The sequence below is a fragment of the Blautia stercoris genome, from assembly GCF_054657695.1.
The window spans coordinates 476,141-502,382 of record NZ_BAAHYF010000002.1; the positions used below are offsets into that span (position 1 = coordinate 476,141).

24 protein-coding genes and 1 riboswitch are annotated in these 26,242 nt (G+C 37.9%); all 24 genes read left to right on the top strand.

Features of this window, described 5'->3' with window-relative positions:
* Positions 1 to 14: 14 nt before the first annotated feature.
* Positions 15 to 689: a response regulator transcription factor gene (locus ACYQ2D_RS11985; protein WP_459785575.1), complete on the top strand. Its 675-nt coding sequence runs from the start codon at positions 15 to 17 to the stop codon at positions 687 to 689.
* Positions 686 to 1,702 carry a sensor histidine kinase gene (locus tag ACYQ2D_RS11990; protein ID WP_459785576.1) on the top strand — a complete coding sequence of 339 codons (1,017 nt, stop codon included), beginning with the start codon at positions 686 to 688 and terminating at the stop codon, positions 1,700 to 1,702. Before ACYQ2D_RS11985 ends, ACYQ2D_RS11990 begins: the two co-directional genes overlap by 4 nt.
* Positions 1,703 to 2,012: 310 nt before the next feature.
* The gene (locus tag ACYQ2D_RS11995; RefSeq protein WP_022304020.1) at positions 2,013 to 2,777 is read left to right on the top strand and encodes an ABC transporter ATP-binding protein; all 765 of its coding nucleotides are present in this window, start codon (positions 2,013 to 2,015) and stop codon (positions 2,775 to 2,777) included.
* Positions 2,774 to 4,762: an FtsX-like permease family protein gene (locus tag ACYQ2D_RS12000; RefSeq protein ID WP_459785577.1), complete on the top strand. Its 1,989-nt coding sequence runs from the start codon at positions 2,774 to 2,776 to the stop codon at positions 4,760 to 4,762. The genes ACYQ2D_RS11995 and ACYQ2D_RS12000 overlap by 4 nt, the downstream gene beginning before the upstream one ends.
* Before the next feature lie 235 nt (positions 4,763 to 4,997).
* Entirely contained in the window at positions 4,998 to 5,831 is an 834-nt protein-coding gene (locus tag ACYQ2D_RS12005) for a CPBP family intramembrane glutamic endopeptidase (protein WP_459785578.1), read from the top strand.
* A gap of 26 nt (positions 5,832 to 5,857) precedes the next feature.
* Positions 5,858 to 6,577, top strand: coding sequence for a response regulator transcription factor (locus tag ACYQ2D_RS12010; RefSeq protein WP_459785579.1), 720 nt, complete (start codon positions 5,858 to 5,860; stop codon positions 6,575 to 6,577).
* Positions 6,570 to 7,862 carry a HAMP domain-containing sensor histidine kinase gene (locus ACYQ2D_RS12015; RefSeq protein WP_459786180.1) on the top strand — a complete coding sequence of 431 codons (1,293 nt, stop codon included), beginning with the start codon at positions 6,570 to 6,572 and terminating at the stop codon, positions 7,860 to 7,862. Before ACYQ2D_RS12010 ends, ACYQ2D_RS12015 begins: the two co-directional genes overlap by 8 nt.
* 226 nt (positions 7,863 to 8,088) lie before the next feature.
* The gene (locus tag ACYQ2D_RS12020) at positions 8,089 to 10,227 is read left to right on the top strand and encodes a PTS sugar transporter subunit IIABC (RefSeq protein WP_459785580.1); all 2,139 of its coding nucleotides are present in this window, start codon (positions 8,089 to 8,091) and stop codon (positions 10,225 to 10,227) included.
* A 38-nt stretch (positions 10,228 to 10,265) separates the two neighbouring features.
* Positions 10,266 to 10,523 carry an HPr family phosphocarrier protein gene (locus ACYQ2D_RS12025; protein WP_117456549.1) on the top strand — a complete coding sequence of 86 codons (258 nt, stop codon included), beginning with the start codon at positions 10,266 to 10,268 and terminating at the stop codon, positions 10,521 to 10,523.
* An 83-nt stretch (positions 10,524 to 10,606) separates the two neighbouring features.
* Positions 10,607 to 12,235 carry a phosphoenolpyruvate--protein phosphotransferase gene (gene ptsP, locus ACYQ2D_RS12030; RefSeq protein ID WP_117456550.1) on the top strand — a complete coding sequence of 543 codons (1,629 nt, stop codon included), beginning with the start codon at positions 10,607 to 10,609 and terminating at the stop codon, positions 12,233 to 12,235.
* A gap of 108 nt (positions 12,236 to 12,343) precedes the next feature.
* A complete protein-coding gene (locus ACYQ2D_RS12035) occupies positions 12,344 to 13,168 on the top strand; it encodes a PRD domain-containing protein (RefSeq protein WP_117456551.1) in 825 nt (274 codons plus the stop codon).
* A 229-nt stretch (positions 13,169 to 13,397) separates the two neighbouring features.
* Positions 13,398 to 14,417, top strand: coding sequence for a substrate-binding domain-containing protein (locus tag ACYQ2D_RS12040; protein ID WP_459785582.1), 1,020 nt, complete (start codon positions 13,398 to 13,400; stop codon positions 14,415 to 14,417).
* A gap of 164 nt (positions 14,418 to 14,581) precedes the next feature.
* A complete protein-coding gene (locus tag ACYQ2D_RS12045) occupies positions 14,582 to 16,261 on the top strand; it encodes a leucine-rich repeat domain-containing protein (RefSeq protein ID WP_459785583.1) in 1,680 nt (559 codons plus the stop codon).
* 231 nt (positions 16,262 to 16,492) lie between these two features.
* Entirely contained in the window at positions 16,493 to 16,783 is a 291-nt protein-coding gene (locus ACYQ2D_RS12050; protein ID WP_459785584.1) for a hypothetical protein, read from the top strand.
* 178 nt (positions 16,784 to 16,961) lie between these two features.
* The gene (locus ACYQ2D_RS12055; RefSeq protein WP_459786182.1) at positions 16,962 to 17,429 is read left to right on the top strand and encodes an extracellular solute-binding protein; all 468 of its coding nucleotides are present in this window, start codon (positions 16,962 to 16,964) and stop codon (positions 17,427 to 17,429) included.
* A 25-nt stretch (positions 17,430 to 17,454) separates the two neighbouring features.
* Entirely contained in the window at positions 17,455 to 18,408 is a 954-nt protein-coding gene (locus ACYQ2D_RS12060; RefSeq protein ID WP_459785585.1) for a carbohydrate ABC transporter permease, read from the top strand.
* Positions 18,290 to 19,177 carry an AGE family epimerase/isomerase gene (locus ACYQ2D_RS12065; protein WP_459785586.1) on the top strand — a complete coding sequence of 296 codons (888 nt, stop codon included), beginning with the start codon at positions 18,290 to 18,292 and terminating at the stop codon, positions 19,175 to 19,177. The genes ACYQ2D_RS12060 and ACYQ2D_RS12065 overlap by 119 nt, the downstream gene beginning before the upstream one ends.
* Positions 19,174 to 20,343, top strand: a complete 1,170-nt coding sequence (locus tag ACYQ2D_RS12070; protein ID WP_459785587.1) for a glycoside hydrolase family 130 protein — start codon at positions 19,174 to 19,176, stop codon at positions 20,341 to 20,343. Before ACYQ2D_RS12065 ends, ACYQ2D_RS12070 begins: the two co-directional genes overlap by 4 nt.
* Positions 20,344 to 20,401: 58 nt before the next feature.
* Complete coding sequence (locus ACYQ2D_RS12075; RefSeq protein WP_459785588.1) at positions 20,402 to 21,040, top strand: hypothetical protein; 639 nt, start codon at positions 20,402 to 20,404, stop codon at positions 21,038 to 21,040.
* A gap of 16 nt (positions 21,041 to 21,056) precedes the next feature.
* Positions 21,057 to 21,818: a type I phosphomannose isomerase catalytic subunit gene (locus ACYQ2D_RS12080; RefSeq protein ID WP_459785589.1), complete on the top strand. Its 762-nt coding sequence runs from the start codon at positions 21,057 to 21,059 to the stop codon at positions 21,816 to 21,818.
* 28 nt (positions 21,819 to 21,846) lie between these two features.
* A complete protein-coding gene (locus ACYQ2D_RS12085; RefSeq protein ID WP_459785591.1) occupies positions 21,847 to 23,220 on the top strand; it encodes a GH1 family beta-glucosidase in 1,374 nt (457 codons plus the stop codon).
* On the top strand, positions 23,217 to 23,744 hold the full coding sequence (locus ACYQ2D_RS12090; protein ID WP_459785593.1) for an NUDIX hydrolase: 528 nt from the start codon (positions 23,217 to 23,219) through the stop codon (positions 23,742 to 23,744). The genes ACYQ2D_RS12085 and ACYQ2D_RS12090 overlap by 4 nt, the downstream gene beginning before the upstream one ends.
* Before the next feature lie 258 nt (positions 23,745 to 24,002).
* Positions 24,003 to 24,109: riboswitch (TPP riboswitch) on the top strand.
* A 143-nt stretch (positions 24,110 to 24,252) separates the two neighbouring features.
* Entirely contained in the window at positions 24,253 to 25,053 is an 801-nt protein-coding gene (gene thiD, locus ACYQ2D_RS12095) for a bifunctional hydroxymethylpyrimidine kinase/phosphomethylpyrimidine kinase (RefSeq protein ID WP_117456557.1), read from the top strand.
* On the top strand, positions 25,050 to 26,234 hold the full coding sequence (gene cytX / locus ACYQ2D_RS12100; RefSeq protein ID WP_459785595.1) for a putative hydroxymethylpyrimidine transporter CytX: 1,185 nt from the start codon (positions 25,050 to 25,052) through the stop codon (positions 26,232 to 26,234). Before thiD ends, cytX begins: the two co-directional genes overlap by 4 nt.
* Positions 26,235 to 26,242 lie beyond the last annotated feature (8 nt).

Below are 26,242 nucleotides of genomic sequence, written 5' to 3' on the forward strand. Positions count from 1 at the left end.
TAAATGAGGACATTATGTATAAAATATTAATCGTAGAAGACGATGTTGTAATTGCAGATGGGCTAAAAACACACTTTGAAAAATGGGATTATCAGGTGGAGGGTGTGACGGATTTTAAAAATGTAATGGATACGTTTTTAAAATTTGAGCCACAGCTTGTGCTTTTAGATTTGGTTCTGCCATTTTTCAATGGATTTCACTGGTGTCAGGAAATCAGAAAAGTATCGAAGGTGCCGGTTCTGTTCATTTCTTCGGCTAACGAGAGCATGAATATTGTAATGGCAATGAACATGGGTGGAGATGAATTTATTGAAAAACCGTTTGATTTAAATGTGGTGACGGCAAAAGTACAGGCAGTGCTCAGACGGACGTATGAATTTCAGGGCAGTGTCGATGTGATGCAATGGCACGGGGCATACTTAAATCTTGCCGATGCAACGATTGAGTATCAGAAGAACAAAATGGAATTAACAAAAAATGAATTTCGCCTGTTTCAGATGTTGTTAGAACATGCCGGAAAGATTGTATCGAGAGATGCGCTCATTACAAGACTGTGGGAAAGTGATGAGTTTATTGACGATAATACTCTGACTGTAAACATGACAAGACTCCGTAAAAAACTCGAACAGATTGGTCTAAAAGAAGTGATTCAGACCAAAAAAGGAATTGGATATATGGTGGCAAAATGAGAATATTTGCAGGATTTTTAAAAGAGCGGGCAAGGGAAATTTTGCTTTATATAATAACGCTGGCACTTTTGAAATTTGTATTTTTCCTCTATAATCTTCCATCTGATGTGTTGAATTATGGTTTTTTGCTGGTTCTTGTACTGGCTGGAATTTTATTTTTCATTGATTTTTGCGAGTTTTATAAGAGGCATAAAGAGCTTGTTTTAGTAGAGAAAAATATGCAGGATGCGCTTCTGGATTTGCCGGAACCGGATACTTTAATTGAAAATGATTATCAGGATTTGCTTGATAAATTAGAAGAAATCCGAAGAAAATTAAAATCCGAAGAATTGATTTTCAGACAGGAAATGCAGGATTATTATGGGATGTGGGTGCACCAGATTAAGACACCAATATCTGCAATGCGGATGCTGTTACAAACGATGGAAGAGGAGTATCCAGAAGAGAAAAAACTACGGGAATTAAAAGCGGAATTGTTTCGGATTGAACAGTATGTGGAAATGGTGCTGACGTATCTTAGAATGGAAGATATGGCTTCGGATTTGAAATTTGAGCATTATCCGCTTGATGATTTAATTCGGGCAAGTATTCGCAAATATTCCCAGATGTTTATCCTAAAGAAAATTCAGCTGGAATATCAGGCGGTGAATCAGAATGTAATTACAGATAAAAAATGGCTGTGTTTCGTAATCGAACAGATTTTATCGAATGCGTTAAAATACACCGAAAAAGGTGGAACGATTCAGATTTTTACAAAACAGGAATCCAATCAGTTATGGCTTGTGATTGAGGATAATGGAATTGGAATCTGGGAAGAAGATTTGCCACGAGTATTTGAGCGGGGATTTACCGGATATAACGGCAGGGCAGATAAAAAATCCACCGGAATCGGGCTGTATCTTTGTAAGAAAGTGATGGGACGGTTACGGCATCAGATTCGGATAGAATCCAAAGTGGGTGTGGGAACACAGGTATTTTTGGGACTGGCAAGAGAAGAACTGCATCCGGAATAAAAAAATAAAAAATAAAGATATATCACAGGGAAATAAATCCCCCTTTTGGATGTTTATTTTCTATAAATTTATTATACTAATTTGGTGATGTATGGTCAAATTAAAAAAGTATTGATTTATTTTAATGTGTATGACAAAATTATGAAGAATAAAAAATTTAGTTTTACAGTGAAATTTTAAACTTACAACAATGTAAGATTCAAAGAGAAAATGTAACCTGATTCAATGGTAATACATTTTCTCTTTTTTTATAATAAGCATTGTAAGGTAAAGAAATAAAGACGAACAAAACAAGAGAGGATGAGAAAAAATGGCATTACTGGATGTAAAGAATGTGAAGAAAATATATACCACCCGATTTGGAAAGAATCAGGTAGAAGCACTAAAAAATGTAACGTTTTCCGTGGAAGAGGGAGAATATGTAGCGATTATGGGTGAGTCCGGTTCTGGAAAAACGACGCTGTTAAATATTTTAGCGGCACTGGACAAGCCGACGCAGGGAAAAATTTATTTAAAAGGAAGTGATTTGGGAGGGCTTCGTGAGAAAGAAATCTCAGCCTTTCGCAGAGAAAATCTGGGATTTGTTTTTCAGGATTTTAATTTGTTAGATACGTTTTCTTTGAAAGATAATATTTTTCTTCCACTGGTGCTTTCCGGAAAGAAGTATCAGGAAATGGAAAGACGGCTTGCTACGATAGCAGAGAAACTTGGAATTACAATGTTGTTGGAAAAATATCCCTATGAAGTATCTGGCGGACAGAAACAGAGAGCTGCGATTGCACGTGCGTTAATCACAAAACCGCAGTTGATTTTAGCGGATGAACCCTCGGGAGCATTGGATTCTAAGGCAGCAGACAGCCTGATGCATTTATTTCATACAATTAACATGGATGGTCAGACGATCGTCATGGTAACGCACAGCGTGAAAGCAGCGAGCAGTGCAAGTCGAGTGTTATTTATCAAAGATGGTGAAGTCTTTCATCAGCTGTATCGTGGAAATATGACAAATGAAGAGATGTACCATAAGATTTCGGCAACGCTTACGGTACTTACAACAGGGGGTGAAATGCATTGAGACTCTATCTTCGTCTGGCAGTAACGAACTTAAAAAATAATCGCAGAACTTACGTGCCCTATATGCTAACTGCGATTTTAAGTATTATGATGTTTTTTATGATTGATACTTTGGGCAGAATAAAAGAAATCGCGGGAGAAGGAACGATGCAGGTCTGCCTTCAGTATGCAGCCGGAATTATGGTGATTTTCTCCGTTATCTTTTTATTTTATACAAACAGCTTTTTGATTAAGCGAAGAAAAAAAGAAATCGGTGTCTATAACATTCTTGGAATGGGAAAATTCCACATTGCAAAAATGATGGGAATTGAAAGTCTGTTGATTGGCGGTATCAGTATTTTAGGTGGAATTGGACTGGGCAGTCTGTTTAATCGCTTGATGTATCTGCTGTTTTTAAAAATTCTGCATCGAAATGCAAGCTTAAACATTGCATTTTCAAAGCCGGCATTAGTGGATACTCTTGTGGTATTTGGTGCAATCTTTTTACTGACTTATTTCTATAATATCATTCAGATTCGTCTGTCTAATCCGGTGGAACTTCTTCATGGAGGAAATGCAGGAGAACGAGAACCAAAGACAAAATGGCTGATGGCACTGTTTGGAGTGGCAACCCTCTCGGCAGGATATTACCTGGCGCTTACCACAAAAGACCCGCTTGCGGCACTTGGGGTATTTTTTGTAGCGGCAATTCTTGTTATTATTGGAACGTATGCGCTGTTTACTGCAGGAAGCATTGCATTTTTGAAACTGCTTCGCAGAAATAAGAGATATTATTACAAAGCAAATCATTTTACGACAGTTTCGGGAATGATTTATCGAATGAAACAAAACGCAGTCGGACTTGCAAATATCTGTATTTTAAGTACGATGGTGCTTGTACTAATTTCCATGACGGTATCTTTATATATGGGAATGAATAATATTCTTTCCGTAAGATTTCCAAGTCCGGCAAAGGTTGAGATTCTTTCAACAAATGAAGAGACGGAACAACAGGTAAGACAGATAATAAAGGATGAAGCAGAAAAAGCAGGTGTGACAGAAACTTCTGAGATTACCTATCATGGGGCAGTTCTTATGGCAGAATCAAAAGGAACTTCCTTTACCTTAAGACCGGCATCTGATTTTTCCGTTTTTGGGATTTGTGGGATGACTTTAATTCCGGTGGATGAATATAATCAGATGGAACACCAGAATGTTTCTTTAAATAAAGATGAGGCATTAGTATATTGCACAGATAGAACTTATGGTGCATCTCAGATTACGATAAATGGAACAACTTATCAAATCCAGAAAGAATTAAAAACGCTGAAAGCAGAACCCAAAAATAAAGCCGGTACTTATGGAACATTTTATGTGATTCTTCCAAATCTGGAACAAATACACCGATTTTCCGAAGAGACAAAAAAACTGGCATTAAAAAATGGACAGGAAGAAGAATCTGCAAAAGCGATGACAGATGTTTCTTATTCGATTGGATTTGATTTAAAAGGTGATAAAAAATCCTGCAAACAAGCCTTAGAAGCAATGCAGATAAAATTCGGAGAAAATACCAACATTAATTTTGAAAGCCGGATTTTAAGTGAAAAGTCTTTCTATAGTTTGTATGGTTCATTCTTCTTTATTGGAATCTATCTTGGAATGATGTTTGTGATTGCAACGGTGTTGATTATTTATTACAAACAAATTTCAGAAGGCTATGACGATAAAGAACGCTTTAAGATTATGCAGAAAGTGGGAATGAGCAAACGAGAAGTCAAACGTGCAATCCACAGTCAGGTGTTGAGCGTGTTCTTTTTGCCACTTGGCGTTGCAATCTTACATGTAGCAGTTGCATTTCCTGTTATGACCAAACTGCTGGCGGTGCTGAATCTGGCAAATGAAACGCTGTTTGCAGAATGTACGGCTGTGAGTGTGGTGGTGTTTGCGGTGTTCTATGCGATTGTGTATGGGGTGACTGCGAAAGAGTATTATCGAATTGTGAATTGAGGTTAAAAAGAGACGAGTACAGGTGGAATCAAAAGCCATTTGTACCCGTCTTTTTGTGTTTGCTTAGTAATCATTGCAATACGTAAAATAAAGTTTTAATATGGTGAAGGATGGCTTGAAAATTAAGGTTTGTTAAGAAAATAGTTAAGATGATTTGTAAGATTTAAATATTAAAATTTGAATTGTTCAGATAAAGAATTAAAAATATATCAGGAAAGAAGGAGATATTTTATTTATGAAACTCAAATATTTTATGACAATCCCTCTGGGATATTTGATTTTATTTTTTTCACAACGCTTTGGTCTTTATGAAACCCGGTATGATATGCCTGTTTTATTAGAGGAATTTATTTATGTGAGTCTGGATATTTTTGCGGTATTATTTTTTGTATATTTATACAATAAGTATGTTTTGAAAGAGCAATGGTCAGATATTTATGTATGCAGGCCGGCTCCAAGTGTGAAATGGACAATAATTGCACTTCTATTATCAACAGGGGTTTTATGTTGCTGCATTTTTTTGACAAAGGGAACTTTTGGAAAGGGAGATTTTTCAAGAGAATCTGTAATAGGAGCAGTGAGTAATACAATACTTTCTGGTGGACCACGTGCTGGCATAACTGAAGAAGTGGTATTTCGAGGATTAATCTTTAGCTCACTGAAAAAGGCATGGGGTTCTAAACGTGCAGTAATCGGCTCGGCGTTTTTATTTGCATTAATGCATTTGGTGAATATAGATACCTCTAATTTGTATAATGTAATTTCGCTACTTGTAGCAATTACGATTGTTGGAATTGCGTTTGCTTTAATTGTTCTGGAAACGGGTTCTATCTGGTCAGGGGTTGTGTTTCATGGTGTTTATAATATTATCTCTGGAGACCTTGATATTCTTCATGTATCTGTAAATCAGGGATTTCCGGCATTTTGGACATATACACCGGTTAGAGAGTATCGCTGGATTACAGGTATTATAGGCTCGGATGACATAGAAACTGGACTTCCTGCAATGATAGGATTTATAATCGTGATTATAATTGCATTGAAATCAATGGAAAAGAAAAAAAGCTAAATGAATAAATTGATTGTGAGGTTTCTATGAATATTCAAAATATTTTAGTGATAGAAGATGACCCTGATATTCGAGAAGGAGTTCGTATTTTAATGGAAGGAGAAAACTTTCATGTTGAGGAAGCAGTAGATGGATTTGAAGGTTTAAGAAAATTAAGTGCAGATATTCATCTGGTAATCCTTGATGTAATGATGCCGGGAATTTCTGGGTATAAAACTTGTGAGGAAATTCGAAAGAAAAGTAATATTCCGGTTTTGTTTTTGACTGCAAAAGATAAGGAATCTGATAAGCTTCTAGGATTGATGTCTGGAGGAGATGATTATCTTGTAAAACCTTTTTCTTATGCAGAATTGCTTGCAAGAGTAAAAGCACTTTTGCGCAGACATCTGATATATGATAAAGCCGGAGTAGAAAAGCAGGAACAAGAAGAAACAGAAGAATGGATTGAATGGAAAAATATTCGTATTAATATGCGGACCAATATTGTGTATTTAAACGGAAGGGAAATCAGTCTGACGGAAATAGAATATAAAATTTTACTACTTCTGATGAAAAATTCTGGAAAGATATTTTCTGTTCAGAATCTGTATGAAAGTGTATGGGATGTACCATATCTGTATACATCTGGAAATACAGTGATGGTACATATCAGGCGGTTAAGGAAAAAAATAGAACAAGACCCTCAAAATCCGAAGAGAATTGTATCGGTATGGGGAAAGGGGTATCGTTTTGAAAAAAATGGTTAAGAAAAATCTGACTTCGAAAATGCTATATCGTATGATGAAAGACCTGATAATTGGTGTAGTGGCTTTTTTGATATTAAGTGGAGGTGCAACCTCTATGTTTCAGGAGTATTTACTTTCAAGTGGGCATTTCTCTAAGCTGGAACAGAAAAAAGTTGAAGAATTTCAGGAATATATTGATGAAAATCAATTAAAAATTACAGATAGTAAAAAAATCCGAAGTTGGATAAAAAAGAAAAATGTTCGAGAATTTATCATATCAAAGGGAACAAAGATTTATTTTGATAATCGATACGAAGAAGATATTTTTCCGGGCTCGATTAAAAATAATACATTTAATTATCTTTATTCAATAAATTTTGCGGATGGACAGGCAAATCTATACGTCTATGATGGATTTGCAGATAAATATTATGATATGATTTCCGGTGCTTCTATTTTTATCAGTATTGTAATTTGTATTTTGATTTTTGGGAGCGAACTTCAAGATGAAATTAAAAATATTCAATATTTGGAACAAAAAGTTAAGAAAATAGGAAGTGGAGAATTAGGCGAAAAAGTTTCAATTGACGGTCAGGATGAAATCTGCCAGCTTGCTGTTGGGATTGATACTATGAGAAATCAGCTATTAGAACAAAAGAAAACACAGGAGAAAATGAAAGAAGCTCAGGATGCACTGGTTCTGGGAATGGCACATGACATGAGAACTCCTCTTACGGGTCTATTTTCTTATCTTGAAATTATTAAAAAAATGGAAAAAGAAGGAAAACCTGCGGGAGAATATGCCTCCAAAGCATTTGATAAGGCGGAACAGTTACGCTCTGTTTCTGACCAGCTATTTGAATATTTTCTTGTAAGTAATGAGACAAATATGGAATTGGAAGAACCGGAAATAGCAAAAAGTGCGTTTGAAGATTATTTATCAGAATTTTGTGCATTTCTTGAGTGTAATAATTTTAAAATAGACGTTGAAGATGTTTACTGGCATCCGGTTAAAGTTCGGATTAATACAAATTATTTTGGTAGAATTATGAATAACTTAATATCAAATGTAGAAAAATATGCGATGAGGGATAAGCCGGTTTACTTGAAAATAATTTACACTCCTGCACATATAGGGCTTGAATTTCAAAATGAGATTGTTAAACCGAATCCCTATGTAAAAGGAACAGGCATTGGTCTAAAGAATATTGATCTCATGATGAAACAAATGAATGGATATGCAGAAGCAAGAATTTCAGAAAATACCTATCGGATGAGATTATGTTTTCCGGTAGTTAAAAAATAGTAGTTGACTTTTTATCTGAATTGTGATATAAATAATTTCAGTCATAGTGTGTTACTGAGTAAGCAGGCATTAACTGTGCATAAATATTTTTTTGAGATATTTGTGTAGGGTTAGTGCCTTTTTTTATTCCATAAAAAGCTTTGTGGAAAACAGCCGGCTAAAAAAGACTTACCTATATAAAAACTCAAAAGCGGATATACTAAAAAAAAGAAAAGAGGAGAAAATTATGAAAGACAAGATTTTTGGGATTTTGCAGAGAGTTGGACGTTCTTTTATGCTTCCAATCGCAATCCTTCCGGTAGCCGGTCTGTTACTGGGACTTGGTGGTTCTTTTACAAATGAGACCATGTTGAAAGCATATGGCTTATTAAATGTAATGGGACCTGGCACCATAATCAATCAGGTTTTACAGATTATGAATGCCGCAGGAAATATTATTTTTACGAATCTTCCGATTATATTTGCAATGGGAGTTGCAATCGGAATGGCAAAGAAAGAAAAAGAAGTTGCCGCACTTTCAGCGGTAATCGCATTTTTCATCATGCATGCATCTATTGGAGCATTAATTGATATTAATGGCGGAGCAGAAGCTATGCTTTCCGGTGCAACTACAGATGTATGTGGAATCACTTCCTTACAGATGGGTGTATTTGGAGGTATTATTGTCGGACTTGGTGTTGCAGCGCTTCACAATCGTTTTTATAAAATTGAGCTGCCTCAGGTATTATCCTTCTTTGGAGGAACCAGATTCGTGCCGATTATTTCAGGGCTTGTCTATGTAGTGGTTGGTATTGCAATGTTTTTTATATGGCCGACCATTCAGGCCGGAATTTATGCAGTTGGAGATTTAGTACTTCGTTCCGGTTATGCCGGTACCTGGGTCTATGGATTTATGGAACGTCTCTTAATTCCGTTTGGTCTTCATCACGTATTTTATCTTCCGTTCTGGCAGACAGCAGTTGGTGGTACCTTAGAAGTAGGCGGACAGATGATAGAAGGTGCTCAGAATATCTTCTTTGCACAGTTATCTGATCCGAGTGTAGAACATTTTGCGGTATCTGCTACAAGATTTATGTCAGGTAAGTTCCCACTTATGATTTTTGGTCTTCCGGGAGCTGCATTTGCCATGTATCGTACTGCAAAACCGGAAAAAAGAAAAGCGGTAGAAGGTCTGCTTTTATCTGCAGCTTTAACTTCTATGCTGACAGGTATTACAGAGCCACTTGAATTTACATTCTTGTTCGTAGCACCATTATTATACGGAATTCACTGTGTATTTGCCGGACTTGCTTATATGCTGATGCATATCTTAAAAGTCGGAGTAGGAATGACATTCTCCGGTGGATTTATTGATTTATTCTTATTTGGTATTTTACAGGGAAATAAAAAGACAAACTGGATTTGGATTGTAGTTGTCGGAGTGGTATACTTCATTGTTTATTATGTGCTGTTCAGTTTCCTGATTAAAAAATTAGATTTAAAAACTCCGGGTAGAGATGATGCAGAAGAAGTAAAACTCTACACAAGAGCAGATGTCAATGCCAGAAAAGAAGGAGAAAAAAGTGCATCTGCAGAGGACCAGGTTTCCGAAGGAATCTTAAGAGGTCTTGGTGGTAAGAAAAATATTTCTGACGTAGATTGCTGTGCAACCAGACTTCGTTGTACCGTGCTTAAATCAGAGCTGGTAAATGATGCAATCTTAAAAGCAACGGGAGCATCCGGTGTGGTTCATAAAGGAAATGGTGTGCAGATTATCTACGGACCAAAAGTTACTGTAATTAAATCAAACTTTGAAGATTATCTGGAAACAGCTCCGGATGAAGAACTTCATACAATGGAAGAAACAGCCGATTCAAAAACAGAAGAGAAAACAGAAGAAAAACAGACTGGAAAAGTAAAAGAAACGATTATCGTTTCCAGCCCGATTACCGGAATTGCAGATGACCTGGCAAATGCTCCGGATGATGCATTCGCAGGAAAAATGATGGGAGACGGAGCGGTGGTAACACCGACAAATCCTGTAGTTGTTGCTCCGGAAGATGGAGAAATTGCTTTTGTTTTTGATACAAAGCATGCAATTGGATTTATGAGTGACAGCGGACTTTCCATGTTGCTGCATATCGGAATTGATACCGTAAAACTGGATGGAAAAGGGTTTACCTGCTTTGTAGAAAATGGACAGAAAGTGAAGAAAGGTGATAAATTGCTGGAACTTGATCTGGAGTATCTTAAAGCCAATGCGCCTTCTTTATGTTCTCCGATTCTGTGTACAGAATTAGAAGATAATCAGAAAGTCAGATTGCTTACAAACGGAGAAATCAAAGCGGGAGAACCGTTATACGCAGTTGATATTTATGAAGCATAAAAAAATATAAAGATAAAAAAATAAAAGGAGAAATTACCATGAAAGAATTTACTTACACAATTAAAGATGAACAGGGAATTCACGCAAGACCGGCAAGTATTCTTGCAAAAGAGGCAAAGAAATATGAAAGTTCCATTACAATCAGTAAAGGGGAAAAAACAGTGGATGTGACAAGACTGATGGCAGTTATGGGACTTTGTGTAAAATGCGGACAGGATGTTCGAGTAGAAATTGATGGTGCCGACGAAGAGGCAGCATTTGAAGGAATGAAAGCATTTTTCGAAGAAAACTTATAAAAATAAAAATATTTTTCAAGGAAAATCTATAAAAAAATGGCGGTCAGATTTTTATCTGGCCGTTTTTAAGAGAGGAAACGAAAATGGAACGTGAATATAGAGGAAAGTCCGTGTATAGAGGTCTGACAATCGGACCGATTGCGGTATTAAAAAAGAATGATGTTCAGGTAAAACGTGAAAAAATCGAGGATGCCAAGCTGGAAATAGAACGGATAAAACAGGCAGTTGCAGATTCACAGGCACAGTTACAGCATTTATATGATAAAGCGGTAAAAGAAGTCGGAGAAGCAAGTGCAGCAATTTTTGAAGTGCATCAGATGATGTTGGAAGACGAAGATTATCAGGATGCAATTCAGAATATGATACAGACAGAACTGGTAAACGCAGAGTATGCGGTTGCAGTAACCGGTGATAACTTTGCGGAAATTTTTGCAAGTATGGATGATGAATACATGCAGGCAAGATCAGCAGATGTAAAAGATATTTCGAATCGTCTGGTTCAAAACTTAAGAGGAGATGTTTCTGTTGATTTAAGTGAAATGGAGCCATCCATCATTGTTGCAGATGACCTTTCTCCAAGTGAGACTGTGCAGATGGATAAAGAAAAAATTCTTGGATTTGTGACCGTTCATGGTTCTACGAATTCCCATACGGCAATTCTTGCAAGAATGATGAATATTCCGGCATTGATTGGTGTTCCGGTTGATTTAGAAGAGTTGAAAACCGGAATGGAAGCCGTTGTAGACGGATTTGAAGGAAAGTTTGTTGTTGAACCCGGAGAAGGAGTAAAGCAACAAACAGAAGCAAAAATGCGTGAAGAAGCAGAAAAATTAAAACTGCTGCAGGAATTAAAAGGAAAAGAAACCGTAACAGCAGACGGCAAGAAAGTGCATCTTTATGCCAATATCGGAAGTGTAGGCGACATTGCCAGTGTATTGGAAAATGATGCCGAAGGAATCGGGTTATTCAGAAGTGAATTCTTATATCTTGGAAAAACAGATTTTCCAACAGAAGAAGAGCAGTTTAATGCCTATAAGCAGGCATTGCAGTTGATGGCAGGCAAAAAAGTCATTATCCGTACCCTTGATATTGGAGCAGACAAACAGGTAGATTATTTTAATCTTGGAAAAGAAGAAAATCCGGCACTTGGTTATCGTGCAATCCGTATCTGTTTAAAACAGCCGGAGATTTTCAAGACCCAGCTTCGTGCACTGCTGCGTGCAGCAGTTTATGGCAATCTGTCTGTTATGTATCCAATGATTACTTCTACAGAAGAAGTAGAGCAGATTTTTGCGATTGTGGAAGAAGTAAAACAGGAACTGGATGCCGCAGAAATTCCGTATAAAGTACCGGAACAGGGAGTAATGATTGAAACTCCGGCGGCAGTTATGATTAGTGAAGACCTGGCACAGATGGTAGATTTCTTCAGTATTGGTACGAATGATTTGACTCAGTATACGCTGGCTATTGACCGTCAGAACGAGAAACTGGATGATTTCTATAATGCGCATCATAAGGCAATCCTTATGATGATTCGAATGGTAGTGGAAAACGCTCATAAATATGGAAAATGGGCTGGAATCTGTGGAGAGTTAGGTGCAGATTTGGAACTTACCGATGAATTTATGAAGATGGGAGTGGATGAGCTCTCTGTTGCTCCGGGTATGATTTTGAAACTGAGAAAAAGAATTTGTGAGTTCTCAAAAAACTGAAATTTCAGTGGGAAAATAACAAAAAATATGCTAAAGTAGAGATAGAAAGTTGGGGTCAAAAAGGTTTTAGAAAAAAACGGGGGAATCCTGGGAAAAGGTGGGAGAACGGTGTATCGTATTTGCAAAGTCTTAAATCATAATGGTGTGATTGCGCTTGATATGAAGGATAATAAAGAATATGTGTTGCTCGGAAAAGGAGTCGGGTTCGGAAAAAAAGTAGGCGAACGAATGGAACAACCAGAAGAGTGTACCGTTTATTCGTTGCAGGAAACTTCATCAAGAGGAGCTGCATCTGAACTGGCAAGGAGTATAGAGCCTGAATATCTGGAAATGGCAAATCAGATTTTAAATCGGGCAAGAGAGCAGTTTGGAACAATTGATCAGAGCATTTTGTTTCCGATGGCAGATCATATCGAGTTTGCAGTAAAACGAATGCAAAAGGGAGAACAGATTTCAAATCCTTTAACCCAGGATATTAAGACGTTATTCTATGGAGAATTTAAAGTCGCGCTGGCACTAAAAGAACGCTTAAAAAAAGAAAAAGGAATTGATGTGCAGGATGATGAGATTGGATATGTCGCACTGCATATTCATTCAGCGCTTGAAAAAGAGTCCGTTGCGGTTTCTATGCAGATGGCAAGAGCGGTAAGAGAATGCATTTCGCTGATTGAAGCACAGAGAAAGATTCATATTGATGTAATGTCTTTGAGTTATAACCGTTTGATGAACCATGTAAAATTCATGGTAGCACGGGCATTAAATAAAGAGTCACTGAAAGTAAATATGAATGATTATGTGGAGCACAATTTTCCACAGTCTTATGAACTTGCAAGAATTGTCTGTGACCATTTGAGTAAGGCACTTCGGGTTCAGCTTGAAGAGATTGAGATTGGATATCTTGCGATGCATATTGAGCGGGTAAGTATGGAGTAATGTAAAAATATAAGAATATAAAAAAGACGAGTACAGGTGGTCGAAATCACCGGGGCTCGTCTTCTTTTTTTGTCCATTCTATATGAATGCGTCATAAGAAATAAAAAACGTTCCTCGGATGGAGGAATCGGCAGGCAGACGTCTATTGACAGCTTAAGCCCAACCCCTTTATAATTAACTTAAATTTAAGTAGATGAAAAAGATTAAAAGAATAGATGAGGTGAAAAAGATGGGAAAAGTCAGGCTGGCAGACATTGCGAAAAAAGTGGGCGTCAGCACGGTTACGGTTCATAATGCGCTTGCCGGAAATAAAGGTGTCAGTGAAGAACTGCGTGAAAAGATTCAAAGTGTGGCAAGTGAGATGGGCTATCAGATTTTGTCAGAACGAAAACAGAAAGCAAGAGAGGCAGCAGGAGAAGCAAGTTATACAGTTGGTGTGCTTATTGCAGAAAATTATCTTGCACAATACGAAACATTTTATTGGAAAATGTATCAGGAACTTGCGGTAGCTGCAACAGAAAAACGCTGTTTTGCAGCAGTTGAAATCTTAAGAAAAGAAGATGAAAGAAATACTTTAAAACTTCCGGCATGTGTGGAAGAAAATAAAGTGGACGGACTGATTGTTCTTGGAAAAATTAATAAAGAATACATTGTAAAGCTGACAGAAACAGCAAGGATTCCGGTGGTATTTCTGGATTATTATGATAAAGACTTTGCAAAGGATGCAGTCGTTACCGATAATTTTTATGGAACATATCTGTTGACAGAATTCATGTTTGAACAGGAAATTGAAGAACTTGGCTTTGTCGGCTCGATTTATTCAACAAGCAGTATTATGGATCGATACTGCGGATTCTTAAAAGCAATGATGAGCCACAAAAAAGAGATAAAACCACAGTGGCTCATTGAGGACAGGGGTGAACTGGGACAGATGGGATTTAAACTTCCAAAGAGACTGCCGAAAGGCTTTGTCTGTAGCTGTGACCTTGCAGCGTATATGCTGATTGATAAGCTGAATGAAAGAGGATATAAAGTTCCGGAAGATATTTCTGTTGTTGGATTCGATAATTATCTCTATCCAGAACTTGCGGACAGAGAGATTACAACTTATGAAGTAAATATAAAAGCAATGGTAAAAGTAGCATTAGAAAAAGTACTGAAACAGATTAAAAATCCAAAACGTGGACATGGGATGGATATTGTGTCTGGACGGATGGTGATTAAGAAGAGTGTAAAGCTTAAAAAATAAACAGATTCAAATGGATATTCGAAATAAGCTTTGATACTTGTTCAAAACCGAATAACGGTTTGTGCGGATAAATATAAATTTATTGCGCAGGTTAAAGGAAAGCTAGAGGCATCGGGTGTAAGAAAGATTCCGAGAGTACAGAAGACAAGAAATGGGGGATGGACGTGAATGAAGAATTTGTAATCAAGAAAGGCGTGCTGGAAGAATATAATGGGACAGATGAAGTTGTGACCGTTCCAGAGGGAGTGCACGTAATTGGATATGGCGCATTTCAACCAAACCTTGAAATGGACGGTGAGGCAGAAAGATTAAAAAAAGTCATCCTTCCAGAAACAGTATGGAGAATTGCTGAGAATGCATTTTGGTTTTGCTATGGGTTGAAGGAGGTAGAATTGCCGTCCAGTCTTGAAGTGATTGGGAGAGGTGCGTTTGAATACTGCGATTTAAAACAGATTAATTTACCAGATGGATTGATAAGTATCGAGGAGCGTGCATTTGGGTGTGGCGGGTCATTTGAACAGGTGATTATTCCACCTAGTGTGAAAAGACTTGATCCTCTTGCATTTGACGGATGTACAATAAAGCACATCCTTGTTCCAGAGCATCTACGGGGAGCGATAGAAAACCAGAAGAATCGTTCTTCAACGAGAGATACTAACCAGAACGAGGAATGGTATGACAATATTGAGTGGTACGACGCAAAACAGAATGTAGAGACATCGCCAGAGATCAAACCGAATTATAATGAGAATGAGTTCTGGATTGAGAATGATAGATTAAGTGTGTACTGCGGGGTTGACGAGACTGTAGTCGTTCCAGAGGGCGTACGCGTCATAGGAAAACACGCATTTGCATGGAAGTGGAGATATGTTGAGGAGGATGAAGGATATTACGTAAAGAATAAATTAAAAGAAGTAATGAAAGAGGTAAAACTGCCTGCAGGATTGGAAGTGATTGAGAAAGAGGCATTTATGGAATGTGACAACTTGGAGAGGGTGGAAATGCCAGAAACACTGAAAGAGATTGGAGAAAGAGCATTTTTTGGTTGTTATAGTTTAAAGAAGATAGAATTGCCAGAGGGGCTGAAGATAATTGGTGAGTCGGCATTTGCCGATTGTGAATGGATTGATGAACTCGTGATTCCGCTAAGTGTTAGGTGTTTTGGAAAAGATATTTTCTCAGAGTGTTGGGTAACGAGGGTAATCATGCCGGAATATTTGGAGTACGCAGATATTTGTCTCTTTCCTGGTAGAGCTGAAGCTGACGAGGTGATTACATACAGTGAAATACCGCAGTTTTCCATCGAGGAAGATGGTACACTGGTTGGATATGATGGACCAGGCGGTGAGGTCATTATTCCAGATGGGGTGGTACGGGTAGAAAAAGAATTTTTACTTAGCAGGCGTCCGGCAGTACGGCGTCTGGTACTGCCGGACACAGTCACAAGTATTGGAAAACGGTCGTTTTCGTCGCTTGCATTGAAAGAATTGACAATTCCTTCCAGTGTGTCAGAGATTGGAGAGGAGGCCTTTTGGAAGTGTGAAAAACTGAAAACTCTGCACATTTCCGAAGGCGTGATACATATTGAGGCGGGCGCTTTTAAGGAGTGCAGTGCACTGGAAGAAGTTACAATCCCAGCCAGTGTTACAACACTTGGAGATGAAATATTCGCTGGCTGTGTAAGTTTGAAGCATATTCGTATTCCATCGCATCTGAAGAAGCAGGTCAAGGAGTTAGAAAATATGTTTAGCGGATGCTCTGCTTTAATGCCGAACTGCATTGAGTGGTATGGCAAGGATATTTATACAAAGGTTGTAAACAAGGTAAGAGGTTGGCTCAAATGAGTCAGCTTTTTATTTTTTTGGTTAAAAAATAATTTAAGCTAATTATTAAGTTTAATTTAAGCGAAAAACACACAGAAACATAGGGGATATTACCAAAAAACCACACTTAAATTAATTAAAAATTAACAAAATGTCATTTTGAGCCATAAAATGCTTGAAAAATGAACTTAAATGATGCGTACTAAATTTAATTTAAAAAGAATTAAAAAATAATTAATCAGGAGGCAAATTATGAAAAGAAAAAAAGTAGCAAGTCTTATGATGGCAGCAGTCATGGTATTATCTTTAACTGCCTGCGAAAATGGTGGAAGCAGTGACAGCAGTAAAGGAGACAGCAGCTCAGCCGACATCCCGACAATCGACCAGATTAAGGTTGGAGATGATTATCAGGACTTAAAAGCAGACATTAAAATTTTGACAAACAGAACGGACATTGTAGATACAAAATATAAAGAATATGCAGATGAGTTCCATAAACTGTATCCAAACATCACAGTTACTTATGAGACGATTACAGATTAGGATGAAGGATTAAATCTTCGTCTGACAAATGGTGACTGGGGCGATATCTGCTTTATTCCAAGTTTTTGTGACAAGAGTGATTTCTCAACTTATTTTGCTCCGCTTGGTGACTACGACACATTAAATGATACTTATAATTTCGTAACAGAAAAAAACTTATGACGGAACCGTATATGGAATCCCAAATGGTGGTACAGCAGGCGGTGTTGCTTATAACAAAGCAGTCTGGAAAGAAGCCGGAATTACAGAACTTCCAAAAACTTCGGATGAATTTATCGATGACTTAAAAACAATTAAAGAAAAAACAGACGCCATTCCGCTTTACACAAACTTTGCAGCAGGCTGGACAATGGGAGTATGGAATGATTATGTAGGAATCGCTTCCAATGGTGACCCGGATTACAAGAATAACATTCTGCTTCATACAAAAAATCCATTCACAAAGAATGAAGAAAACAGCGATCCTTATGCAGTTTACTACACTCTGTATACAGCAGTTGCAGATAAACTGGTAGAAGAAGACCCTGCATCCAGTGACTGGGAGTCTTCTAAGACGCAGAAAAGTACAAAAAAGACTTCTGATTGTAATATTTATGTTTCTTCCGCTTCTGCTTTTAGTCGTTTTTACTTATGTTCTATTTATTAAAATGGTTCAGTTTAGCTTTTATGATATGAAATATCTTGGAGACAAGGTATGGGTCGGACTTAAGAATTACAAAGAAGTATTCAGCAGACCAGATATTTTTGGTTCTTTGTTTGTCAGTGTTTACTACATGGGTGGTACAGTTGTACAGCTTATACTGGCATTATTTTTTGCAACTATGATGGTATTTAAAGTAAAGGGCGAATCTATTTTTAAAGGATTTATGTTCTTTCCTTACCTGATTTGTGGTATTGCAGTCGGATTTATCTTTAAATTTTTCTATGCAAGAGGATATGTATTAGATACTATTCTTCAATTACTCGGAATGAATCCTGATAATATTCCAATGTGGCTTCAGAATAAGAGCATTAATAACTTTGCTCTGGCTGCAACTTCTGTATGGAGATACACCGGACAGAACATGATTTTATTCCTTGGTGCAATGATGTCTGTCGATACGGATTTATATGAAGCAGCATCTTTGGATGGAGCAAATAAATGGCATCAGTTTCGTTACATTATCATGCCAAGTATCAAATCCATTATTGTATTAAACCTGATTCTTTCTATTAGTAGTTCTTTAAGTGCATTTGAACCGCCTTATGTTATCACAAATGGTCAGATGGAAACCGGTACTTACTTTGTAATCATGAACCGTCTGGCACATGAAAACCAGAAAGTCGGACTTGCCTGTGCAATGGCAATCATTCTTCTTGTCATTATCATTATCTGTACTGTCGCACAGAAATTGTTCTTTAAATATGCATTTGATGATGGGACAAGTGATGAGTCCAAAGCAGCAGTCAGAAAAAGAAAAAAAGAAGAAAAAAGGCGTCGTAAACTGGAGAAGGAAGAGTTGCATAATGAAGAAATCAATCCAGCCAGGAACTTTGATTTTAAATTTCGTAAAATATTTTTCACTGATTGCAGCATCATTGATTGCAGTCATTCCGGTTGTAGTCTGCGTGCTGACTGCATTTAAATCAAACGAAGAGTATGCAAATACTTCTGTACTTGCTCTTCCAAAATCTTTTGGATATCTGGAATCCTTTACAAGAGACTGGATATTAGAGGATAATGATAAACTTTCCGAAAATGGACTGCTTGCAGATAAAACGATGAATACTCTGCTTTATATATTGGAAGCCTATACAGAGCTTTATCGTGTAGCACCATCAGAAGAAGTTGGCATGGCATTAAAGAAAATCTTAAATGCATTTTCTGGGAAAGTTTATAATAAAGAAAACCATCGTCTGGAAGTGTTCTTTGATGCAAAAATGAATACCATTTCAGATTTATACTCTTATGATCATGATATTGAAGTAAGCTGGCTCTTAGACCGTGCCTGCGATGTATTAAATGACAAAGAAATTTCCGGGAAAACGAAAGCGTATACCACAGCGATTGCAGGTGAGGTCTACAAAGAGGCGCTTGAAAATGGAGCAATGAATAATGAATGTTCCAAAGGCGTTGTAGACACAACCAGAGTCTGGTGGGTTCAGGCAGAAGCAATGGTCGGATTTTATAATTGTTATGAGAAGACTGGTGACGAAAAATATAAAGTAGTCACAGAAATGCTCTGGGATTATATCAAAGAACATATTATTGACAAAAGAGAAGGCTCAGAATGGTTCTGGGATTTAAATAAAGATTCCGAACCAGAAAGTAAAAAAACGATTGTAGAACCATGGAAATGTCCGTATCACAACGGAAGAATGTGTATGGAAATCATCAGGAGGACAAGCAAATGATTCACAGCCAGTATTATGTAGAACAGGCAAAACTGGAACGCTTACAGGAAAGAAAAAACAGAAAAAGCGATTTTTATAATGGAGTTTTTGACCGGTACGAAGACCCGGTTTTAACAAGAGACCATGTGCCGGTAACATGGAAATATGATATTAACGAAGAGACAAATCCATACTTTATGGAACGCCTTGGAGTTAATGCAGTGATGAACTCCGGTGCAATCGAGTTAAATGGAAAATATTATCTGGTTGCACGTGTGGAAGGCGCAGACCGCAAATCTTTTTTTGCAGTAGCGGAAAGTGAAACAGGTGTGGATGGATTTAAGTTCTGGGATTATCCAGTGGTACTTCCAGATACCTGTCCGGAAGAGACGAATGTCTATGATATGCGTCTGACCAAACATGAAGACGGATACATCTATGGTGTGTTCTGTTCAGAAAGTAAAGATAAAGAAAATCCAGATTTATCTGCAGCGGTTGCAGCAGCTGGAATCGTAAGAACGAAAGATTTAAAAACCTGGGAAAGACTGGATAACTTAAAAACTCTTCATTCTCCACAACAAAGAAATGTAGTGCTTCATCCAGAATTTGTCGATGGAAAATATGCATTTTATACTCGTCCGATGGATGGATTTATCGAAACCGGAAGTGGCGGTGGAATCGGATTTGGTCTTTGCGAAGATATCGAACATGCGGTGATTGATGAAGAAAAAATTATCAGTCGAAGAGTTTATCATACTTTGACAGAATCCAAAAATGGTGCTGGTGCAGTTCCGATTAAAGGAAAGAAATGCTGGATACACATTGCACATGGTGTAAGAAATACCGCAGCAGGACTTCGTTATGTATTGTATGTATTCGGAACAGACTTAGAACAGCCGGACAAATTAATTGCACAGCCATCCGGAGTGTTCTTGGTTCCGCTTGGAAAAGAAAGAGTCGGTGACGTTTCAAATGTTGTATTTACAAACGGTGCCATTGCAAAAGAAAATGGAGATGTTTATATTTATTATGCATCATCTGATACCAGAATGCATGTAGCTACCACAACAATTGATAAATTAGAAGACTATCTGTTTTCAACTCCGCAAGACCCGCTTCGTTCCCCGGACTGCGTAAAACAAAGATGTGAACTGATTGAGAAAAATCTTAAATTATTAAACAAATAAGAAATAATGAAAAAATAACGGTACCAAAAATTTGGTACAGAAAAAAGGAATGAGAAAAATGGGCAGCTTATTTGGAAGAATCAAAGACAATACAAAGGACATGAATCGAAAAGAAACCGTACAATATATTTTTACCTATTATTGGTACCATATGTTAGGCATTCTTGCAGTCCTTGCTCTCTTGATTTTCCTGGTTGTCCATTTTGCATTTCCAGAAGAAAAACCGTTTTTTAAATGTGCCTTGGTGAATCAGAAAATTGATTCAGACAGGGATGTAGTTTTATCAGAAGAATTTGCCACATTTTCAGGTCTTGATGCAAAAAGAATCGTATTTGATTCAGACTATGTGATTTCTTATAAGAAAACTGAAGAAAAACAGGATGCAGGAAATGAAAGCGGATTTGATAAATTTTTCTTCCAGTGGTCTAAGGGAGAATTAGATGCAGTGATTCTGACAAAAGACTTTCTGAAATACTGCACCAGTGTTGGCGGAGAGTATTACTCTGCCGATGAATTTGAGATAAAAGACTTGAATCGCTGTGAAGCTGGAGGAACAAAAGCAACTGATTTAACTGGTACAAAACTGGAAAGTGAGCTTGATGGAACAGAGAAAGAAGACCTTGTGCTTGTTTTTCAGGCGACCGGAATCCACAAAGAAATGTGTCAGAAATATATTGATTGTTTAAGTGAGAAATGATAGAGGCGGATAAAAGATGAGTATTTTAAAATTGAAACCAAGCTGTAAAGATTATCTGTGGGGTGGTCATAGACTGGCAGAAGAGTATGGTGTAAAATATGATGGAAAGGTACTTGCAGAAGCCTGGGAGCTTTCCTGTCATTCGGACGGGCCATCTTATATTGCAAATGGAATGTATGCAGGGAAAACACTGCAGGAATATATCGATATCAAAGGCAAAGAAGTGCTTGGACTCAACTGCCGAAGATTCCGAGATTTTCCTATTTTGACAAAATTTATTAACGCAAAACAAAGTCTTTCCGTACAGGTGCATCCAAGTAATCGTTATGCGTTGAAAAATGAAGGCCAGTACGGAAAAACAGAAATGTGGTATGTCATGGATGCGGATCCGGGTGCCTATTTGTATTATGGTTTTAAAACAGAAATCAGTAAAGAGGAGTTTGCAAAACGAATCGAAGAAGACACATTACTTGAAGTATTAAATGCAGTTCCGGTACAAAAAGGAGATGTGCTTTTTATTGAATCCGGAACCATTCATGCAATTGGCGCAGGCATTTTGATTGCTGAATTTCAGCAAAATTCGAATGTGACTTATCGTGTGTATGATTACGGCAGAGTGGGAAAAGATGCAAAAAAACGAGATTTACACATTGAAAAAGCACTTGCTGTAACCAACCGTGTTCCGATTATAAAAGATAAAAGCAGTTATCCACATGTTGCAGACTGCGCAGCACTTGGAAATGATGCCGGAATGATTGGAGCTGCAAGTTTGCTTTAAGATTAAAACAGGAACAGGAGTGAAAATAATGGCAAAAACAGAAGTTAAATTTCCAGAAAACTTTGTCTGGGGCGCTGCAACAAGTGCTTACCAGATTGAAGGTGCCGTGACAGAAGATGGAAAAGGGGAACACATCTGGGATGTATATACAAAAGAACTAGGAAAAATCTACTCCGGACATACAGGAGAGGTTGCATGTGACCATTATCACAGATACAAAGAAGATGTACAGCTAATGAAAGCAATCGGTTTAAAAGCGTATCGCTTTTCAATTGATTGGTCACGTGTACTTCCGGAAGGATATGGTAGAGTAAATGAAAAAGCAATCGCATTTTATAATGCACTGATTGATGAGTTGCTGGAAAATGGGATTGAACCTTATATTACGCTGTATCATTGGGAACTTCCTTATGAGATTTATAAAAGAGGAGGTTGGATGAATCCGCAAATTGTGGAGTGGTTTGGAGAATATGCAAAGCTTGTCGCAGAGCGTTTTAGTGATCGAGTAACACATTTCTTTACCTTAAATGAACCACAGTGTTTCGTAGGACTTGGCTTTCTTACAGGAGAGCATGCGCCGGGTGTAAAAGCACCGTTAAGAGATACGTTTGAGATGGCACATAATGCATTAAAAGCACATGGGCGTGCAGTGCAGATGCTTCGCGCTTATGGAAAACAAAAGCTGACGATTGGATATGCTCCGACTTCTTCTGTCTGCTATCCTGAGACTAACCGTCCGGAAGATATTGAAGCCGCAAGACAGATGTACTTTTCCATGCAGGAAGATGACAGTAACTGGACCTGGAATGTAGCGTGGTGGTCTGACCCGGTACTGCTTGGACATTATCCGGAAGAAGGCTTGGTTCGTTATGAAAAATATCTTCCGAAAATTACAGATGCAGATATGAAATTAATTTCTGAACCAATTGATGTCTATGGACAAAATATCTATAATGGCTGCGCTTATCGTATGGGAGAGAATGGAAAGCCGGAGGCCGTTCAAAGATATGAAGGTTTTCCGAAAACAGCGATACAGTGGCCGGTTACTCCGGAATGTTTATATTGGGGACCAAAATTCTTATATGAAAGATATCAAAAACCAATTTATATCACAGAAAATGGTTTATCTTGCCATGACGTGATTTCACTGGATAGAAAAGTGCATGATCCGAATCGAATTGATTTTCTTGGAAGATATCTGCATGAACTAAAAAGAGCTGCAACAGAGGTGGATATCAGAGGATATTTCCAGTGGTCATTGATGGATAACTTTGAATGGGCAAAAGGTTATTCTGACCGATTTGGACTTGTGTATGTGGATTATCGTAATCAGCAGAGAATTCTAAAGGATTCGGCGTATTGGTATAAACATGTCATTAAGACAAATGGGGAAGAAATATGAAGGAAATAAAAAGTCCATTTGAAACAGTAGAGTCAGAGAAAATAAAGCTGGGTCGCTTTACACTTGTACAGGATAAAGTACGGGTGAAAAATCAGATCCGACCTTATGATTATCTTGAAATGATTGAAGGAGTAAGTATTCTTCCGTTTCATGGAGAAAATATTATTACGCTGAAGGAATATCGTTATCCAATCCGCTTGTGGCAGACGGAGCTTCCGGGAGGACTGATAGACCCGGGGGAAACAGCAGAGCAGGCAGCAGTACGTGAATTGAAAGAAGAAACGGGATATGAAGCAGAAGAGGTGATTCCGCTTGGAGATTTTTATCCGTCGTTTGGTTCGACGAATGAGAAAATCCATCTTTTTGCAATTTGTTGTGGAAAGCAGGGGGAGGAATCTTTGGACCCGGCAGAGGTGCTGAAACTTCATGAAGTCTCGATAGAAGAATTTAAAAGAATGGTGGCATCAGGTGAAATAAAACATGGAGCAGGGCTGGCAGCCTGGGCAAGATGGATGAGCCGGTAGAAAAATAAAATTTTGAAGAAAGTCATAAAAACGTAAAATAAAATCTTGAAGAAAGTCATAAAATGCGAGATTGAAATCTTGAAGAAAAGCATATAACAAATTATTGGAGTGGAAAAGGCTTTACCTCGATCGTAAGAACGATGAAGGAAGATGGCAGGTGCGATAGATTATTATATCAGTTGCACCTGCTATTTGGGTTCAAGGGAAAAATAGCATCAAAAACTTGTATTTTCAAGATAAGGGTGTATAATAAAATTGTTATAAAAAGCGGGGTGCTTGCGTAAGCAGGCTGAGAGTAAGCGGATGCTTTAACCCAGAACCTGATTTGGGTAATGCCAACGTAGGGAGATAATGAATCACAGATATGTGTTTTAGATGCAGGAATCTTTCGTTGGGTTCCTGCATTTTTAAAATACATTGAAAGATTCAAGGCATAACAGCGGCAGATTGGGGGCACCACCTTTTGTCGCTCTATAAAATTAATGCAAAGAACAAGGAGGAAAAAATGATGTACACAGCATTAACAATTGCTGGAAGTGATTCCAGTGGAGGCGCCGGCATTCAGGCAGATATTAAGACAATGACCGCAAATCGCGTGTATGCGATGAGTGCGATTACGGCGTTGACTGCTCAGAATACAACTGGCGTAACAGATATTATGGAGGTAACACCAAAATTTTTGGCAGAGCAGCTTGATAGTATTTTTACAGATATTTATCCGGATGCGATTAAGACAGGAATGGTTTCTTCAAGTGAGCTGATTGAAACCATTGCAGAAAAACTGACTGAGTATCACGCAAAAAATATCGTAGTAGACCCTGTTATGGTGGCAACCAGTGGGGCAAGACTGATTAGTGAAGATGCTATCAGTGTATTGAAAAGTAAACTATTACCGCTTGCAACAGTGATTACTCCAAATATTCCGGAAGCAGAAGTTCTTTCTGAGATGGAAATTAAATCAGAAGCAGATATGGAAAAAGCAGCAGAGCTTATTTGTGAGAAATTCGACTGTGCAGTTTTATTAAAAGGCGGACATCAGTTAAATGATGCGAACGACCTGCTTTTTCAAAAAGGAAAAGCGCCGGTATGGTTCCATGGAAAGAGAATTGATAATTCTAATACACACGGAACCGGCTGCACTCTTTCTTCAGCGATTGCGTCAAATCTTGCAAAAGGAAGAGATTTGGAAACTTCCGTAAAATATGCAAAAAATTATATTTCCGGCGCACTTGCCGCTATGCTTGACCTTGGAAAAGGAAGCGGACCGATGAATCATGCGTTTGCAGTCAAAGGAGAGTACGAGGGATGAGTGAAAAGAGAACTTCCGTTTTTTCAAACGGACTGATTTGGTTTGGTGCAGGGGTATCTTTAGCTGAAATCCTGACCGGTACTTATTTTGCACCACTTGGCTTTGGAAAAGCAATGGCAGCGATTTTACTGGGACATCTGATTGGCGGACTTATGATGTTTGCAGCGGGAATGATTGGTGCAAAAGAACGTAAAAGTGCCATGGAAACAGTAAAAATGAGTTTTGGTGAAAGGGGAAGCCTTTTATTTGCCATTTTAAATGTCTTACAGCTTGTGGGTTGGACTGCAATTATGATTTATGACGGTGCACTTGCAGCAGATGGTGTGCTACATACCGGCATTTGGATTTGGGCGATTATTATCGGTGTTCTGATTATTGTATGGATTCTGATTGGGATTACAAATCTTGGTAAATTAAACACCGTTGCAATGACTGCACTTTTTATCTTATCGTTGGTACTTTTTAAAGTTATCTTTTTTGGAAATGGAAGCATGCCGGCAATTGTAGATGATGGAAGTCTGACATTTGGAGCCGCAGTAGAGCTTGCGGTAGCAATGCCGCTTTCCTGGCTGCCACTGATCAGTGACTATACAAGAGAAGCAGAAAAACCATTTGCAGCGACATTTGCAAGTGTAGTTGTTTACAGTCTGGTCAGCATTTTTATGTATATGATTGGTATGGGAGCAGCTATTTTTACAGGTGAATATGACATTGCGCAGATTATGTTAAAAACAGGATTTGGTATTGTGGGACTTTTAATTATTGTATTTTCCACAGTCACAACAACCTTTTTGGATGCTTATTCCGCAGGAGTTTCTAGCGTATCGATTTCCTCTAAAATTCAGGAAAAATGGGCAGCAATTGTAGTAACGATAATTGGAACAATTGCCGCAATTGTGTATCCAATGGATAACATTACAAATTTCTTATATCTGATTGGTTCTGTGTTTGCACCGATGATTGCAGTGCAAATTGCAGATTACTTTATGTTAAAAAAGGCAGATGCCCAAAAATCTGCATTTCAGTGGAGAAATCTGGCGGTGTGGCTTGTTGGTTTTGTGATTTATCGTCTGCTGATGCAGGTAGATACACCGGTGGGAAACACATTACCGGATATGGTGATTACAGTTGTGCTTTGTGTAGTTGTAGAGAAAATTGCAGAAGCAGTGAAAAGCAAGTAAAATAAAAA